The sequence below is a fragment of the Mesorhizobium sp. LMG17149 genome (assembly GCF_024518695.1).
Taxonomy (GTDB): Bacteria; Pseudomonadota; Alphaproteobacteria; order Rhizobiales; family Rhizobiaceae; genus Mesorhizobium.
This window is the reverse complement of sequence record NZ_JANIFL010000009.1, coordinates 182636-198455: the sequence shown is the minus strand read 5'-3', so window position 1 is coordinate 198455 and position 15820 is coordinate 182636. Positions and strand designations below refer to the sequence as shown.

Annotated in this window: 12 protein-coding genes; 6 read left to right on the top strand and 6 right to left on the bottom strand. The window is 62.9% G+C overall.

Translation table 11 applies throughout. The features are described from left to right. Positions 1–516: 516 nt before the first annotated feature. From NP945_RS22080 to NP945_RS22070, 3 genes are all read left to right on the top strand, one after another. Positions 517–951 (top strand): hypothetical protein, encoded by a 435-nt coding sequence (locus NP945_RS22080; RefSeq protein ID WP_027039352.1) that lies wholly within the window; start codon positions 517–519, stop codon positions 949–951. 6 nt (positions 952–957) lie between these two features. After that, positions 958–2088, top strand: a complete 1131-nt coding sequence (locus NP945_RS22075; protein WP_256747504.1) for a hypothetical protein — start codon at positions 958–960, stop codon at positions 2086–2088. A 150-nt stretch (positions 2089–2238) separates the two neighbouring features. Then, positions 2239–2760: a hypothetical protein gene (locus NP945_RS22070; RefSeq protein WP_256747503.1), complete on the top strand. Its 522-nt coding sequence runs from the start codon at positions 2239–2241 to the stop codon at positions 2758–2760. A gap of 27 nt (positions 2761–2787) precedes the next feature. On the opposite strand, the gene NP945_RS22065 is transcribed toward NP945_RS22070, so the two are convergent. From NP945_RS22065 to NP945_RS22040, 6 genes are all read right to left on the bottom strand, one after another. Next, a complete protein-coding gene (locus tag NP945_RS22065) occupies positions 2788–3318 on the bottom strand; it encodes a dihydrofolate reductase family protein (protein ID WP_256747502.1) in 531 nt (176 codons plus the stop codon). Between the two features lie 94 nt (positions 3319–3412). Further along, positions 3413–4045, bottom strand: a complete 633-nt coding sequence (locus tag NP945_RS22060; RefSeq protein WP_256747501.1) for a hypothetical protein — start codon at positions 4043–4045, stop codon at positions 3413–3415. An 18-nt stretch (positions 4046–4063) separates the two neighbouring features. Then, positions 4064–5686: an FAD-binding protein gene (locus NP945_RS22055; protein ID WP_256747500.1), complete on the bottom strand. Its 1623-nt coding sequence runs from the start codon at positions 5684–5686 to the stop codon at positions 4064–4066. Positions 5687–5918: 232 nt separating this feature from the next. Next, positions 5919–6161, bottom strand: a complete 243-nt coding sequence (locus tag NP945_RS22050; protein ID WP_013530037.1) for a DUF1344 domain-containing protein — start codon at positions 6159–6161, stop codon at positions 5919–5921. Between the two features lie 387 nt (positions 6162–6548). Beyond that, positions 6549–7499, bottom strand: a complete 951-nt coding sequence (locus NP945_RS22045) for a hypothetical protein (protein ID WP_256747499.1) — start codon at positions 7497–7499, stop codon at positions 6549–6551. Between the two features lie 354 nt (positions 7500–7853). After that, positions 7854–8882, bottom strand: a complete 1029-nt coding sequence (locus NP945_RS22040) for a CapA family protein (RefSeq protein WP_256747498.1) — start codon at positions 8880–8882, stop codon at positions 7854–7856. A gap of 107 nt (positions 8883–8989) precedes the next feature. On the opposite strand from NP945_RS22040, the gene NP945_RS22035 reads away from it, so the two are divergent. From NP945_RS22035 to uvrB, 3 genes are all read left to right on the top strand, one after another. Then, positions 8990–10255: a hypothetical protein gene (locus NP945_RS22035; RefSeq protein WP_256747497.1), complete on the top strand. Its 1266-nt coding sequence runs from the start codon at positions 8990–8992 to the stop codon at positions 10253–10255. Positions 10256–10691: 436 nt separating this feature from the next. Then, a complete protein-coding gene (locus NP945_RS22030) occupies positions 10692–12314 on the top strand; it encodes a DUF2778 domain-containing protein (RefSeq protein WP_256747496.1) in 1623 nt (540 codons plus the stop codon). 129 nt (positions 12315–12443) lie between these two features. Next, entirely contained in the window at positions 12444–15620 is a 3177-nt protein-coding gene (gene uvrB, locus NP945_RS22025; RefSeq protein ID WP_256747495.1) for an excinuclease ABC subunit UvrB, read from the top strand. The last annotated feature ends 200 nt before the right edge of the window (positions 15621–15820 follow it).

Sequence of the window (15820 nt, the reverse complement as noted above, 5' to 3'; positions counted from 1 at the left end):
TACATTAAACCCATCTCAGGCGGCTACCGATCATCAAACCGAAAGGCGAAGTGAAAGGCGGATTTCCTGAGGCCCGTACGGCCCGAAGCGAGAGCAGGCTTGCCTGTTTCGAGGGACGGAGCCGAGACCTACGGGGCCGCGGAAAGCGTGCCAACGCCGACGGCGGACCGATGCTGCCATGAAGGACGGCAAAAACCTTCGATGGTGCGCAGGGCAAAACCCGCAAGGGTGGAGACCGGCGTGGTCCCGAACGGACGCTGCTCTCGGGCGGCGGACTGGCAGGACCGTCAAAATCAAGGCCGGCAAGGCGCGACGACTTTACGGAAGTTGCTGCCGCGACCGTGTCCTGATCTGACAGGGAGGCGCTGGGAGAAATCCCGGCGCCGACTGTCTTTTTGCCCCCTTCGATATCCTCCGCCGGCGATCTCGCTGGCGCCGCTTCACCGCGCGCCAAAATCGGTTAGTATCCCAGCGTCAGAGTCTGTTTTCAGGCGGACTCTTCGAGGGGGATACTTCATGACGCTGATCCAGAAGCTTGCCGTCGCCTATGCTTTCCTGTTCTTCGGCGTCGTCGCCATAGGCTACATACCGGCGTTCAACGATGCCAACGGCAATCTGTTCGGCCTGTTCTCGCTGCAATGGTATGACGACCTGCTGCACGCCTTCTCCGGCGTCTGGGCACTGGCCGCCGCCTTCATCTCGCACCGCCAGGCGGTGTTCTATTTCAAGCTGTTCGGTTCGGTCTACCTGTTCGACGGCGTGCTCGGTCTGGTCACCGGTTCCGGCTGCCTCGATGCCGGTATCTTCATCAACGGCTTCCGCTCCCTCAACGATATCGAATTCCCGGCCCGCTTCTTCGCCAACCTGCCGCACCTCGTCATTGGCGGCTTCGCCGTCTATGTCGGCTTCCGGCTGGCCAGGCGCATACACGAACACTTCGCCACGGCCTGATCGGCCATGTTCCTGTTCCGCTGGCTGAAGCGCATCATCAAGACGATCCTGTGGGTGATCGTCATCGTCATCCTCATCCCGATCGCCGGGCTGAGCTACGGCTTTCTGACGACGTCGTCGCTCGACAAGACGCCGCTGCCCGGAATTGCCGATGGCGCACCGCCTAAGGCGCTGGCCGACAAGGTCCGCGCCGAGATTCCGGGTTACCAGCGGCCGGAGGAATCGACCTTCCTCACCTATCCGGAATGGGCGATCGTCTACGCCGCACGCGAATATGCCGGCTTCGTCGACAAGGACCAGCCGAGCGGCTTCCCCTACTGGTCCTATGTCGGCCGCTTCTGGCAGGACTACGCTATGGTCATCCGCGCCAGTTCTCCCTACAAGTTCAACTACGCCAACCACCAGATGCTGGTCATCATCGGCACCAGCCACTCGATCGAGCATATCCTGCAGTGGGCCTATGAGAACACGGTCGGCCGCATCACCGAGGCGACGACGGCCAAGCGCACCGCCGCCGACGTCTATCAAGCCAAGGTGGCGGCGGACTATGCCGCTTTTCTCAACCAGGTGCCCTGGTATCAGTTCCCCTATGCCGACAAGCGCGCCGGCCTGTTTGCCGTCCAGCCGGCGCCGGGCGACAGCTCAATCCGCACCAGCGAACGCAAGCTGGCCTTCGGCCTCGCCGACACCATCAAGCAGGGCTATGCCGACCTGATCAAGCAGGCGCTCGCCGCTACCATGGACCCTGCCTTGCTCGACATCCATGTCTGGGCCAAGGGACCCGTCGGCGAAGCCACGCGCAACGAGCCCGACACCTTGCTCGAACGCGACATGGGCGCTGACGGCACCATCTTCGTCACCAGGCGCTATCAGGTCTTCACCGAAATGATCCCGCGCCTGATCGACAAGGGCGTCTCCTTCGTCGAGATCGGCGGCAATGACGAGATCATGGTCACCGTGCTCTCCACCGATACGATCGCCATCCCCGAAGGCATGCGCATCCTGTTCAGCTATCCGCTGCCGGCCGATCAATCCACGCGCCGCACCGGCATGGTCGTCGCCGTGCGCAAGCTGCATCTCGTGCTGCCGGCGCTGATCAAGGCCGGCGCCCGGCTTGAACACGTCTACGATTACTGAGGCCTTTCGGCCACGCCCGGCCAGGATTACGCATTTCCTGGCCTCCGCCACGCCCATTCCACAATCGCGGCCAAATCCCGCCTTGTTCGCGCGCGAAGGAATGGGAAGAAATGGAAGGGCTGCCGGGGGGCATCTCGAAGGGACAAGACCGTGATCAAGACCGCCCTTGTCGCCATGACCATTGTCGGCTGCGACTGCGACGCAAAGCTTTGCGAATATATCGGCGAGACGCCGGCCAAGTGGTCGACCGTCGCCGAGTGCGAAGCGGCGATGAAGAGCCAGATGTTGCACGAGCGCAATTTCAACTATCCGCTGGTCTCCGGCATCTGCCGCACGAAGGGTTCGTCGTCCTCCTCGCAACTGGCCGCGACCGCATCGCGCCCGGAATTGAAGCCCGCCAGCCGCGTTGTCAGAACCGAAAGCCCGTTGCCGCCCGAATTGAGCCACCGGCCGAGCGTCTCGGTCGGCTCGCCGACGACGGCCATGGAAGCCGACGCCGCCCGGCCCGTCGCCTATGAACAGGTGGTCGATGGCGGAACCGGTGTGCTCTATCGCACCAGGAACGGCTACGCCGTGGTCAAGACCGATCTCGGCCGCGCCGCCTCGGCGACCGCCGACGCCGCGAAACGCTCTGTGAACTGGCTGGCCGGACTGATGCCGAAGGGGCTGTAGTCCTGCTGGCGTTTGACGACCGCGTGGTCAGGCAGGCACATAGGTCAACCTGATTACGTCATCACCGATCAAATCGCTGGCCACAAAGCGAAGCGGCGGCCGGGGGCCGGCGAAGAATGGCTTGCCATGACCGAGCACGAACGGGTGGAGGTAGAGTTGATATTCATCGATAAGACCAAGGTCGGTCAGGCTTCGTGCCAGGTCTGGTCCGGAAACTGAAATCTCCCCGACGAGCTCAGCCTTAAGCCCACGGATCACCGCCTCGACGTCATCCGCGACAAGTATAGCGTTGGGGCCGACCGACTTCAGCGAGCGCGACACAACCCACTTCGGTTGGCTCCGCCACGCCGCCGCGAATTCATGCGCCTCCGCGCTCCATTCAGGACTGTCTTGGTCCCAATAGCGCATGACCTCGTACATGCCGCGACCGTAAACACTGCCGCTCAAATTGCGCACCTGCTCCATCCAGTGACGAAAGATTGTTGGGCCTGACGGCATTTTCTGGTGGTCGACGTAACCGTCGAGGGACTGGTTCATTCTGAAAATGAGCTTCGCCATGCTGCAGGATCTCCACATCCGGATCGTCAGAATAACTTGCGCCGCCGTTACGCAAAAGTGTGGCCCCAACCGAAATCCAAACCGAGACACGACCCTAGTCCCGCTGCAACTTGACTTTCAGGCTCTGCCAGAACTTGTCGATCAGCGGCTTTTCAGTGGCAGCGTCCTCGCCGGCAATGCGGGTAATGAACAGCAGCCCCCGATCGGCCAGGCCGAAGCCGACGATCTCGAAATCGGCGGTGTCGGTGCGTGTCTTCACCTCGGCCCGGATGCCGGTCAATTCCTTGCCGTCGGCGAGTTTGCGCGTGGTCGGCCCCTGCGTCAGCTTGGCGCCGGCCTGCACCGATTCCCTGGTCATCTCCTGCAGCATCAGCTGGTTGAGCGACACCGGATTCATCTTGCCATATTCCTGCACGACGACGATCGTGCCGAGAGCCGACGCCATCAGATACTGCGTGATATCATCGCCAAGATCGGTCTTGCTCACCGAAATGCTGCTGGGATGGACGAAGGAGAAATCGCTGCCGGAAAAGGTGGCGAAATCGTTGCGCTCGAGCGTCACCTTGCTCTGCTTTCCGCCGGGCAGCGTCACATCCGTGCTCTCGCCGGGATCGATATCGACCGTCACGCCGTCGATGGTCAGCTTGAAGGCCTTGAGATCCTCGGCTCCGGCAGGGCCAGCGCACAGCGCGATGAGGATGAGTGCCGCAGCTGATACCTTGCGCATGGGTTGTTCTCCTGCTTTTTATGCCACCCCGCTCAGCGCCTTGATGGCACGGTAGAAGGTCGAGGAAAACAGTTCCGTCGGGTCATACTGCCGCTTCGCCGCCAGGAAGGCCGGCAGTTCGGGATAGGAGGCCAGCAGCTCCCTGGCCGTGTAATGCAGCTGGTAGGGCAGGAAGAACCGGCCGCCATGCTTGATCGTCGCGTCGATCAGCGCCCGGGTCAGCGCCCGCATCCTGGCATTGCCGTCGGCATCGGTCGGCTGGTTGATGTAGAGCACCAGCGAATAGGCCGGCTCCGGCGCGTAGGTCAGCGCCACATCCTCCTTGTGGACGATGCGCACCGAAGCATTGAGCACCGGCAGCGTCTGGTCGCGCAGGATCTCGCGCGCTTCCGCGATGAATTCGACATAGGCGGCACGTGGAATAAAATATTCGTGCAGGATGTCGGTCTCTTCCATCTGATCGTTGAAGAGATAGGGCACCGAATCGTGCATCGGGTTGTTGCGGGTGACGAGACAGGCCTCGCCCTCGGCCATGGCTGAGGTGCGCGCCACCGTGCAGCTTTCGAATTTCGGCTCCAGCGTCTTTTCGGTGAACCACTTCAGTTCCTGGAACAGGCTGCCCCATTTCGCCAGGTTGATGATCACCCGCTTCAACCCGACCGATCCCGGCTCGCCGATCTCAGGCTGATCCGCCGGCGGCTGCTCGGCCACCTTGTCGTAACGGTAGACGATCATGTCCTCGAGGAAATTGCCGGGCGCCGTCGACAGATGGCCGTAGAACAGGCCGATATCCTTGTTCGGCTCCAGCACCTCGGCGAAGAATTTCGGAAAATCGTCCGATCTGATGATTTCGCGCGAGGTGCGGTAGACGGCGTTGTCGACGATATCGAGCGTCGCCTCCAGCACCACGCCAAACAGGCCGTAGCCGCCGACGACGTGGCGGAATAGCTCGGTGTTCTCGGTGGGCGAGCAGGTCGTCACCGAGCCGTCGGCCAGCATCACTCGCATCGAGCGGATCGAGCCCGCCACCGAACCTACCTGGTGGTCCATGCCGTGCGCATTGACCGACAGCGAGCCGCCGACCGAGAAGATGTCGGTCGACTGCATCGCCTTCACCGCTAAGCGCGGATGCAGAAGGTTCTGGATGTCGTGCCAGCGCGCGCCCGGCTGCAAGGTCATGGTTTTGGCCGCCGCATCGACGGTGACTTTGTTGAACTTTCTGAGGTCGAGCACCAGCGCGTTGTCGTCGAAGGCATGCCCGCCCATCGAATGGCGGATGGCGGCCAGTGAGACTTTCAGGCCATTGGCACGCGCGAAGGCCAGCGCATTGGCGATGTGCTCGTCCTCGCTGATCTCGACGACGCCGTAGACCGGCGTCATCGACAGGCCGCTGGCATCGTTGATGTCGCCGCCTTTTGCCGACCAGGGCAGCGACGCGTCGAAGGCCGGCGCATTGTCCAGCGGCTTCAGAGGCAGCGCGAAGCCGTCTATATCGGCTATCCGTCCTGCGTTCTTCGGCCCCGAAGGCGCGCGCGCCAGCCGCGCCACCGTGTTGCCGCCCCACAGCACCGCGCCGCCGACGACAGCCGCACCCAGCAGCAATCGCCGCGACAGGCGAAACCCTTTTTGTTCGTCGGCCATGATATCCCCCGTTGGCCAAGGGATAGCGCGGCTTTTTGGCAAAAACCATAGCGATGCCGCCGGACAGCATTCCGCCGGCCGGCCCTGGGTCCCAGCCGGAAGACCTTATCCAGGTCGCCCGGCGTCGAGAGCCGACGGATGAAAATGGCCGATCCCCGGAGGGACCGGCCATGAGTGGAACAGGGCTTGTAAAATCCGGTCAGCAGGTCTGCCGACGCACGATGTTCTCGCCTTACGAGGCCTTCTTGATCGAAGTCACGATGCCGGTCTTGTCATCGACAGTCACAGCCACCTTGGCGCCGACCTTCAGTTTCCCGATCGTCGCCTCCGGCGACAGCTGGTAGATCTTGCCGTCGTCGAGGGTGATCGACTTGGTCGTCGGGTCGACGGCCTGGATGGTGCCCTGAACGGTCGCGGCATAGGCGGTGCCGAGGAAGGCGAGCAGAGCGGCGGTGGTTGCGAGGGTCTTCTTCATTGGTAAGCACTCCGTGCTGTTTCACTTTTCCGGACCGCCGCCTTGGGAAACGACAGCACCGGACGGCTTGAAACTGGAACGGAAAGCGCTCCCTCCGCAAATCACGTTGGGTGAATTTTCGCAAACAATATCATAGGCTTAATTCCGACATATTGCTTGTAGCCCGACATCATTTCAGACCGCTTCGACTCCTCCAATGCCCACTTCTATCCGCGAAAAGAGTCGCTTAGCCGATTGTGACGGCGGCTTTGGATCGCCACGCGGCCGCTGCAATCAACCTCGAGCAGCATCACGAAACAGCCTGCTCACCGACCAACGACACAAATTTTGTTTCATGGTCAGAGGCGGACTATAGGCGTGACAAATACGGCTTCGACGGCTGACGGCTCAGCCCGCCTCGTCCTTCGCGCCGATCTTGCGCACAAGTGCCGCCGTCGCCAGCATCGCGCCCATGTCTGATATCATCGGCGCGACATGCGTGCTGTAATCGAGCGGCACCGAAATATCCGGCAGTTCGAAGAAGTTCTTCGTCTGCGGCAGCAGCAGGAACCCATCGCTGCCATTGAGCGCCACGCGGGCTGGGTCGTCCGGCCAGGTTTCGCCAAGCCATTTCAGTGCCTGCGCCAGCCGACCGCTCACCAGTGGCTGTGCCGCTCCGAGATTGTCGGTGCGGAACTCGTAGGCGGCATCAAGCGCCACGTCGCCACTGGACAACTCCTGCAGCTTGCTGGCGAACATGCCGCGAAAGAAACTGATGACGGCATTGGTCCGCCGCGTCGCCACCAATATGCCGGGGAACGGCGCGATGGTCTCGAAGGCGACGATGACGCCCTGGAAGGCGGTCGACGAGCCCTTGCCCGACCCTTCCCGCAGATGCGCCTCGTAGAGTTCAAACGGAAACCCTTCGTAGCGGCCCGCGACGATGTCGTCGAACGCCTGCCGGTTGAACGGACCAACCGCCGTGCGCGGCAACCGGTCGAATGAATTCGGCGTCACGCCATGCTGGTAGCGCATGTCGGCGATGAAGCCGAAGATGATCGGCAGCAGCGTCTCGCGGAACGATTGCTGCAGCCGCGTCGCCGGTTTCCTGGCCTGGAAATAGAGCAGGATCGAAGCCGCGAAGCCGATCACATAGAGAAATACATGTGGCGTCGAGACCCATTGCTCGTTGGGGTCTGCGACCTTGTTGAACAGCCACGCGACCAGCACCACGGCCACCAGCACCAGCCCCACGAACACCGGCACCCGCCAGCGCACTTGCCGGACCGCCGAGGCCCTCGCCGCTTCATAGGCCTCTATGTCTTTCCGGATGCCGGCGATGACCATTTCGCTCGGCATGAAATCCGCTGTTTCCACCGCTACCCCCGCAAGCCTCGACAAATTTATGATAGCTGGTTTTGTTCGATGTATCGACTGCAGTGCCTCTTCAACAAATGTCCACGCCTGATTACCACGTGGTTCCCCCAATCCGTCGCTGCTTCGCAGCGCCACCTTTCCCCCCTCCGGAGGGAAAGGAAAGGAGCGTTGCTGGACGAGCGCTGACGGCAAAAGCTTGGCGCCTTTCCTCTACCCCGTCGATCGGGGGAGAGGTGGATCGGCGAAGCCGAGACGGAGTGGGGGTCGACCAGCGCCGCAAAAGACAATGCATGTGCCAGCCATGGACCCATAGGCAACGTCTCGTCGCTTGCAGCACTAAGGAAAGACCGCTTTCAGTCGCTCCGCGACCTTGTCACGCACTCGGCCCTCCAATGCCTCCACCACCACCAGCCGCTCATGGTCGCCGGCGCGCAGGCGCATGAAGGGATGCATTTGGTAAGATGCGATCGTGCCGCGCGTACCGGCATCGGCACTGACTTCGACAATGAGGATAGAACCGATGCGACCGGGCCATGGCTGGCGGGCGAAGGCGGTGCCGAGGAAATCGCCCAGCCCATAAGCGACCACCGTCTTGTGGATCCTTTCCACCGGCTGCACGACATGGGCGTGATGGCCGGCGATCAGTCCGACGCCCTGCCCGGCCAGCCGCCTGGCCAGAACTCGCGTCTCGGCACGCGGAAAATGCCGGAACTCCCAGTCCCAATGCGGCACGGCGCAGAGAAGATCCAAGCCAGCGCGCGGCCAGCCCGCCGAATCCCTGTCCATCGAAACGCGCCCCGCAAACAGTTTTTCATCGGCGTTGCGCCACAGCGTGAAGGCGGCAAAGCCTACATTGAGCGATCCAACCTGCACCGGCACAACCGGACCGTCGGCGGCCAGGCCGATCGTGCGGATGCCGAGCCGCAGCAACGCCGCGACCGTCTCGTCGAAACCGGCGACGCCCTGATCGAGCACATGGTTGTTGGCCAGCGACAGCACGAGCCTTTCTTGCGCAATACCAACCGCCGCCAGCGCCTCGGCCAGAAACAACTCGCTCATCGCATGATGCGTGCCGAGCCTCGTCCCCAGTACTGCGCTTGGTCTGTCCACCACAGGGCTTTCGCAATTGCCGATCACCAGATCAGCCGCGCCGAGCAGCGCCTTGATCGCCGGATCGCAGTCCGGCGCACCGCGGTTGGCCACCGCCGAGATGTCGCCGACGAACGCCAGCCGCACCGTCTGCCTTGGCGCTGAATCGATCAGCGTTTCCGCCATGGGCGAAAAGTCTTGCGCGTCGCCGGCCAGCGATGGCTTGAGGAAACGCGGCAGCCAGGACAGCTTGTAGGAAAGCGGATAGTTCGACACGCGATGCCCAATTGTTTGCCCTGTGTAAACCGTCCTCGCGGCGGGTTGAAGCGCAGCGTTGCAAATGGTGTATATTTGCGCGGCGCGACAAATATTGGGGGGAAAAGATGACACGAACGGCAGGCCTGCTGACATCCGCTTTCATTTTGCTCCTGCCGCTGTCTTCCGCGTCGGCGGCAATGCCCGAAGCGGCTACCCGACTGTTCGAGGCGAAGAGCGTGGCCGCGCGCGACACTGCCCTGTCGGTGCTGGAGGCCGCCGCGCCAAAAGACCCGGCATCCGCCTATGCGGCCGGGGCGGGCGAGTTCTTCACCGCACTGGAGATCCTGGCTACCGGCCTGCACCGTCATGGTTTCGAAAGCCCGCAATCCTTCATGCTGCCGCTGATGCGGTTGCCGGTGCCGGAGAATTCCAATCCAGAGCCGCTGACTTACGAGCAGTTCCGCGCCATCCTGGTCGGCTTCCGCGACCGGCTGGAGAAATCCGCGGCAACGTTTGCGTCGGTGCCGCCCGATGCCGATATCGGCATGGCGATCGATCTCACCCGTGCGGGCATCGACCTCAACGAGGACGGCACCATTGCGCCGGACGAGAGCATGGCGGCGATCATTGCCGGGTTGTCACGCGGCGGCATTACATCGGACGACGCCGTTCCCACGCTCACCTTCCGTTTCGACCGCGCCGACGGATACTGGCTGCAGGGCTATGCCGAGTTCCTGATGGCCCAAGCCGATTTCTGGCTGGCGCATGATTTCAGGAGCACCTTCGACGGCTCGTTCCACATGCTGTTCCCGCGCGCCAAATTGCCGTTGCAGGATATTCTGGTGCCGCCGGCCGGCGACATGGGCTCGAGCATCTTCTCGTCGGAATGGCGCATCGCCGATTTCATCTCGATGGTGCATCTCATCAACTGGCCGGTGGTCGAGCCGGAGCGCCGTCAAGCAGCGCGCCGCCATTTGCTGGAAATGATCCGGCTGTCGCGTGAGGACTGGAAGGCGATCCGTGCCGAGACCGACAATGACCGCGAATGGCTGCCTGGACCGCAGCAGAAGGGCGAGAACCCACTCACCGGCCTCGAAGTCGGCGAGGAGCAGGTTCAGGCCTGGCTCGCCGCCTTGACCATGGCCGAGGATCTCCTGGAAGGCCGCAAGCTGCTGCCGCATTTCCGCGTCACCGCCAGCACTGGCCTAGGCATCAACATGAAGCGCTTCTTCGATGACCCGAAAAACTTCGATCTGGTGCTGTCGATCACCGGCCCGGCCATCGCGCCCTACCTCGAAAGCGGCGAACTCGTGACCAGCGACGATTTCGACCAGATCCAGCGCCAGTTCGGCGGCGGCGGGTTTTTGACGTTTGCGCTCTGGTTCAACTGAGGACGGGCTGCTTCAGGCCCTTCCGCAGGGGAAATCTTGGCAAGACCGGCAACATTTTTACTGGAAGCAGGCGCCTTTCCCAGGCGATGTCTGCTGGCAGTCACCTCACTGCAGATGCCGCGCCAAGGCGCTTCGCAAAAATTAGCAGCGGCTGTTTTGCTTGACTCGGCCGCCAAAAACAGGCAGCAAAACCAGGTCGGAAGGGCGACAACACCACTTTCCTGGCCGTGGACGAAGCCAAATTTGGCCCAAATCCACATCTCGTCGTTGGTTTTGAGAGGAATTGATTAACCAACTTTGTCCATATTTTGAAGCAATCGGCAACCAACTACAGACGCGGCAAACGCGTCGGGGACCACCTGGGATCACTCACAGAATGGTCGTCGCGGCTCTCAAGGCCACGTACGGGGAAACCGGTTGAAGCGAGATTGGTTGCATGGCGTTGTTGAGTACACACAAAAAAAACCGGGGACAGCGTGAGGGCGGCGAGTTCGTCGATGCTCCGCGTTCCTCTTCCTTCAACGCTGGCCGGGTGGCTCGCTGGGTCGCGCTGCCTTGCGTCAGCACCGCCATCGGCCTTTGGTTGATCGGCACCATGGCCGGCCTCAGTTCCGTCGGCGCCTCGCTGTCGGCGACTTCGGTTGGCCTGCCCCAGACGCTGTCCATGCCGGGATCGCTCGCACTTACCGATCCGTTGAAACAGCACTTCTTGAAAGCCCCCTTCGTGCTGGCCAATGCCAATGGCGGCACTCAGGCCCTGCATGATCATTCGGTGCAGTGCGGTGCCAGCTGTTTCAAGCTGGCCAGGGTAAGCTCGCAGGCGGAAAAATCCGAACGCCTTGTAGCGCAGGCAAAGTCGATGCCTGCCCCTGCAAAGTCGAAGGCGCAGGAGCGCTTCGAACGCATGGAAGCGTCGCTTTCGCCGATGAAGCTGCCCGCTGCCTTTGCCGACGCCGGAAAACCTGCCGCCACTGCCAACACGCGCCCGGTGATCTCCACCGTCGCACCGCGAATTGCCGAGGCGTCGCTAGTGCCGTCCGTCCAGGTGACGGCCAGCCTGTCCGATAACATGCCAGTTCCGGCAGCCGAACGTTTCGCCCGGCTGGATACCGGTTCGGTGGTCGTGCAGACCGCACCGCAGCCGATGGGCTTTGCCCAATCCGATACGCCAGACAATTCGCAGTTGGCCCTTGCCCTCGTGCAGTCGCTGCCGGTCGACGCCGAGGCGTTCGCCTCACCGCTGCCGATCGAGGAATCGTCAGCCGATATCGCGGTTTCGCCCGTCGAAACCCAGCAGGATCAACCCGGCGATACCGCCTCGCTGCCGGACGCGCTGACCGACGACGTGCCGTTGCCGACCCGCCGCCCGCAATTCGACCCGCCGCAGCCCAAAATCGTGCAGCAGCAGCCTAAGCCCGTCCAGCAGCCCAAATCTGTTCAGCAGCCCAAGCCCGCCCAGCAATCGAAGCCGGCGCGTGAGACGGTCCAGCAGGCCCAGCCGGCAAAACCGGCGCGGCAAGGCCGGCCGGCCGATGGCGGCGATGTGCTGGCCTACGCCAAGCCGGACACGCCTTCGGGCGGCCTTGGCAAGGCGTTCAGAAATCTGTTCAACTCGCCGGGATCCAGAAGCGGCGCCGGCAATGGCGTCGCCGTCTACGATATCAGCGCCGCCACCGTCTACATGCCTGACGGCTCAAGGCTCGAGGCGCATTCTGGCATCGGCGCGATGACGGACCAGCCGCGCTATGCCGACCAGAAGAACCGCGGACCGACACCGCCCAACACCTACAATCTGTCGCTGCGCGAGTCGCGCTTTCATGGTGTGGAGGCCTTGCGCCTGACGCCGGTCGATGGCCGCAACAAGTACAATCGCGACGGGTTTCTGGCCCATACGTATCTGCTTCGGGGCCGCTACGCCCAGTCGAGCGGCTGCGTCGCCTTCAAGGATTATGCGCGTTTCCTCGCCGCCTTCAAGAAGGGCAAGATCAAACGCCTCGTCGTGGTGCCGCGCCTGAACGGGTCGGCTACGCAGGTCGCATCAGCCGCCAGGGGCGTGTAGCGACAAGAGGCTTTCGGGCGTACGTTCCCGCCTGCTCCTGACAGCCTGCTGTCAGGAGCAGGCGCTGTCCGGCACGCCTCTCCCCACCGCGCTCTTTCCATTTTGGCCAGGAAATCCCATATTCGGGACATGGCCAAATCTCCCGACAAAAAAACGCCGCCGACGGCGAATGACGACCGCGCCGCGCCGAAGCGGCGCAGTCCGCTGACCGATTTCCTCGACGCTTCGGAGCCGCTGCACAGAGGCGGCTTTGCCGAGATGCCGCAGCCGGAGCTCTCTGGCACGCCGCTGACCGGTTCGATCGCGGACTGGGCCGAGCAGATCGAGCAGGAGGCCGAGAAGGAAGGACGTCTTGCCGGCAAGGGCGACGGCGGCAAATCGTCGAAGCCGTCGAAGAAGATACCCGAGCGCTCAAGCTCGCCCGGCCGCAGTTCGCGCGGCACCTCGATGGGTGGCGCGGCGTCAGCCAGGGAGCGCACCGCCGCCGGCCTCAATCCGGTCGCCGGCCTCGACATCTCGCTGGAAGACGCCGAGACCATGGCTTCGGGCAGCGTCACCGCGACGGTGGCGGCACTGTCGGCGTTGATCGAATCGGGCAATCCGCTGCACAAGGACGGTGTGCTGTGGACGCCGCACCGCCCTGCCCGCCCGGAAAAGTCCGAAGGCGGCATTGCCATCAAGATGGTGTCGGACTTCGAACCAGCCGGCGATCAGCCGACCGCGATCAAGGATCTGGTCGAAGGCGTCGACAACAACGACCGCACCCAGGTCCTGCTCGGCGTCACCGGCTCCGGAAAAACCTTCACCATGGCCAAGGTGATCGAGGAGACGCAGCGCCCTGCCTTGATCCTGGCGCCGAACAAGACGCTGGCGGCGCAGCTCTATTCCGAGTTCAAGAAATTCTTCCCGGAAAACGCCGTCGAGTATTTCGTCTCCTACTACGACTATTACCAGCCGGAAGCCTACGTCCCGCGCACCGACACCTTCATCGAGAAGGAATCCTCGATCAACGAGCAGATCGACCGCATGCGCCACTCGGCGACGCGTTCGCTGCTCGAGCGCGACGACGTCATCATCGTCGCCTCGGTGTCCTGCATCTACGGTATCGGCTCGGTCGAAACCTATACGGCGATGACCTTCCAGATGCAGATCGGCGACCGGCTCGACCAGCGTGCGCTGCTCGCCGATCTCGTCGCCCAGCAGTACAAGCGCCAGGACATCAATTTCGTTCGCGGCTCGTTCCGCGTGCGCGGCGACACGATCGAGATCTTCCCGGCCCACCTGGAAGACCGCGCCTGGCGCATCTCGATGTTCGGCGACGAGATCGAGCAGATCACCGAGTTCGACCCGCTCACCGGCCAGAAGACCGGCGAGCTGAAAAGCGTCAAGATCTACGCCAATTCGCACTATGTGACGCCGCGCCCGACGCTGAACCAGGCGATCAAGTCGATCAAGGAAGAGCTCAAGCACCGGCTGGTCGAACTCGAGCGGGCCGGCCGCCTGCTTGAGGCGCAGCGGCTGGAACAGCGCTGCCGCTTCGACCTCGAGATGCTGGAAGCCACCGGCTCCTGCGCCGGCATCGAGAACTATTCGCGCTATCTCACCGGCCGCCAGCCGGGTGATCCGCCGCCGACGCTGTTCGAGTACATTCCCGACAACGCGCTGGTCTTCATCGATGAAAGCCATGTCACCGTGCCGCAGATCGGCGGCATGTATCGCGGCGACTTTCGCCGCAAGGCGACACTGGCCGAATACGGCTTCCGTCTGCCGTCCTGCATGGACAACCGGCCGCTGCGCTTCGAGGAATGGGATGCCATGCGTCCGCTTTCGGTCGCCGTCTCGGCGACCCCCGGCGGCTGGGAAATGGAGCAGGCCGGCGGCGTCTTCGCCGAGCAGGTCATCCGCCCGACCGGCCTGATCGATCCGCCGGTCGAGGTCCGCCCGGCCAAGACCCAGGTCGACGATGTCGTCGGCGAAATCCGTGACACCACCAAGGCCGGCTACCGCACGCTGGTGACGGTGCTGACCAAGCGCATGGCCGAGGATTTGACCGAATATCTGCATGAACAAGGCATCCGCGTGCGCTACATGCACTCCGACATCGACACGCTGGAGCGCATCGAGATCCTGCGCGATCTGCGCCTCGGCGCCTTCGACGTGCTGGTCGGCATCAACCTGCTGCGCGAAGGCCTCGACATTCCCGAATGCGGCTTCGTCGCCATTCTCGACGCCGACAAGGAAGGTTTCCTGCGCTCGGAAACCTCGCTGATCCAGACCATCGGCCGCGCCGCCAGAAACGTCGACGGCAAGGTCATCCTCTATGCCGACCAGGTGACCGGCTCGATGGAGCGGGCGATGGCCGAAACCAACCGCCGCCGCGAAAAGCAGGTGGAGTGGAACGAGGCCAACGGCATCACCCCGGAATCGGTCAAATCGCGCATCTCCGATATTCTGGATTCGGTCTACGAGAAGGACCACGTCCGCGCCGACATCTCGCAGTTCACCGACAGTGCTGGCGCCATGATGGGCAACAACCTCAAGGCCCATCTCGACGCGATGGAAAAGCAGATGCGCGATGCCGCGGCCAATCTCGACTTCGAGAAGGCGGCCCGCATCCGCGACGAGATCAAGCGCCTGCGTGAGATGGAACTGTCCATTTCCGAAGACCCGCTGGCCAAATACGCCGACATGGAAAGCCCGGCCTCCGGCCGCGAAAAAGGCAAGCACAACAAGGGCGTGGCCAAACATCGGACAGCAGAAGAACAGGAGCGTTTCCGCAAGTTCGACGAAGCGCGTGCCGCAGAAGAGGCGGCCAAGGCTGCCCGGCCCAACCTCTTCCGCAAGCCTGATCTCGACGAGATGGGCGCCGACGGCGCCGTACCGGTGAAGAAGCCGCTGTTTTCGAAACCCTCGATCGACGATATGGGCCCGGGCACCGACATGCCGACGCCGGCCGGCGCGGTGTCACGCTCGCTGTTCAAGAAACAGTCGGCCGAAGAGGCGCACGGCTCCGATTTCGGCATACCCGGCGAGCCGGTCAAGCCGCTGTTCAAGAAGAACTCGCTTGATGAGATGACCGTGCGGCGCACGGAAAAGCCGGTCGAAGGAAAAGTGCCGGCCAAGCCGCAGTCAATCTCCCCCCAAGTGGGGGAGATGCCCGGCAGGGCAGAGGGGGGCGCGAAGGAACGCGACGATTCCGCTAAGCCAATCGTTCGCCAGCGCGCCGGCATCGGCTCATACGAGGATCCAGGCGACGCCCGCCGCGACAAACGCCGGCCGGGGAAGACGGGACGGCCGGGACGGTAGGTTCAAAATATTCGAAATGCCGGCGGGACAGCGCCCCCCTCTGTCCTGCCGGACATCTCCCCCACGAGGGGGGAGATTGGCAGCTTCACCGCATCGCTCCTTCCTGGGCCGCCCCCCTTGCCACCAGCCTCGCCTTTGGTGTAATCGCTCCGCACACTCGAACGTCTCGAAAGGAGGGCTCACGTGTTTACGTTTCATCG

Bases quoted from the DNA above. Each gene is read 5' to 3' on its own strand.
- NP945_RS22080 (WP_027039352.1), top strand. From the start codon at position 517: ATGACGCTGATCCAGAAGCTTGCCGTCGCCTATGCTTTCCTGTTCTTC.
- NP945_RS22075 (WP_256747504.1), top strand. From the start codon at position 958: ATGTTCCTGTTCCGCTGGCTGAAGCGCATCATCAAGACGATCCTGTGG.
- NP945_RS22065 (WP_256747502.1), bottom strand. From the start codon at position 3,318: ATGGCGAAGCTCATTTTCAGAATGAACCAGTCCCTCGACGGTTACGTC.
- NP945_RS22060 (WP_256747501.1), bottom strand. From the start codon at position 4,045: ATGCGCAAGGTATCAGCTGCGGCACTCATCCTCATCGCGCTGTGCGCT.
- NP945_RS22055 (WP_256747500.1), bottom strand. From the start codon at position 5,686: ATGGCCGACGAACAAAAAGGGTTTCGCCTGTCGCGGCGATTGCTGCTG.
- NP945_RS22050 (WP_013530037.1), bottom strand. From the start codon at position 6,161: ATGAAGAAGACCCTCGCAACCACCGCCGCTCTGCTCGCCTTCCTCGGC.
- NP945_RS22045 (WP_256747499.1), bottom strand. From the start codon at position 7,499: ATGCCGAGCGAAATGGTCATCGCCGGCATCCGGAAAGACATAGAGGCC.
- NP945_RS22035 (WP_256747497.1), top strand. From the start codon at position 8,990: ATGACACGAACGGCAGGCCTGCTGACATCCGCTTTCATTTTGCTCCTG.
- NP945_RS22030 (WP_256747496.1), top strand. From the start codon at position 10,692: ATGGCGTTGTTGAGTACACACAAAAAAAACCGGGGACAGCGTGAGGGC.
- uvrB (WP_256747495.1), top strand. From the start codon at position 12,444: ATGGCCAAATCTCCCGACAAAAAAACGCCGCCGACGGCGAATGACGAC.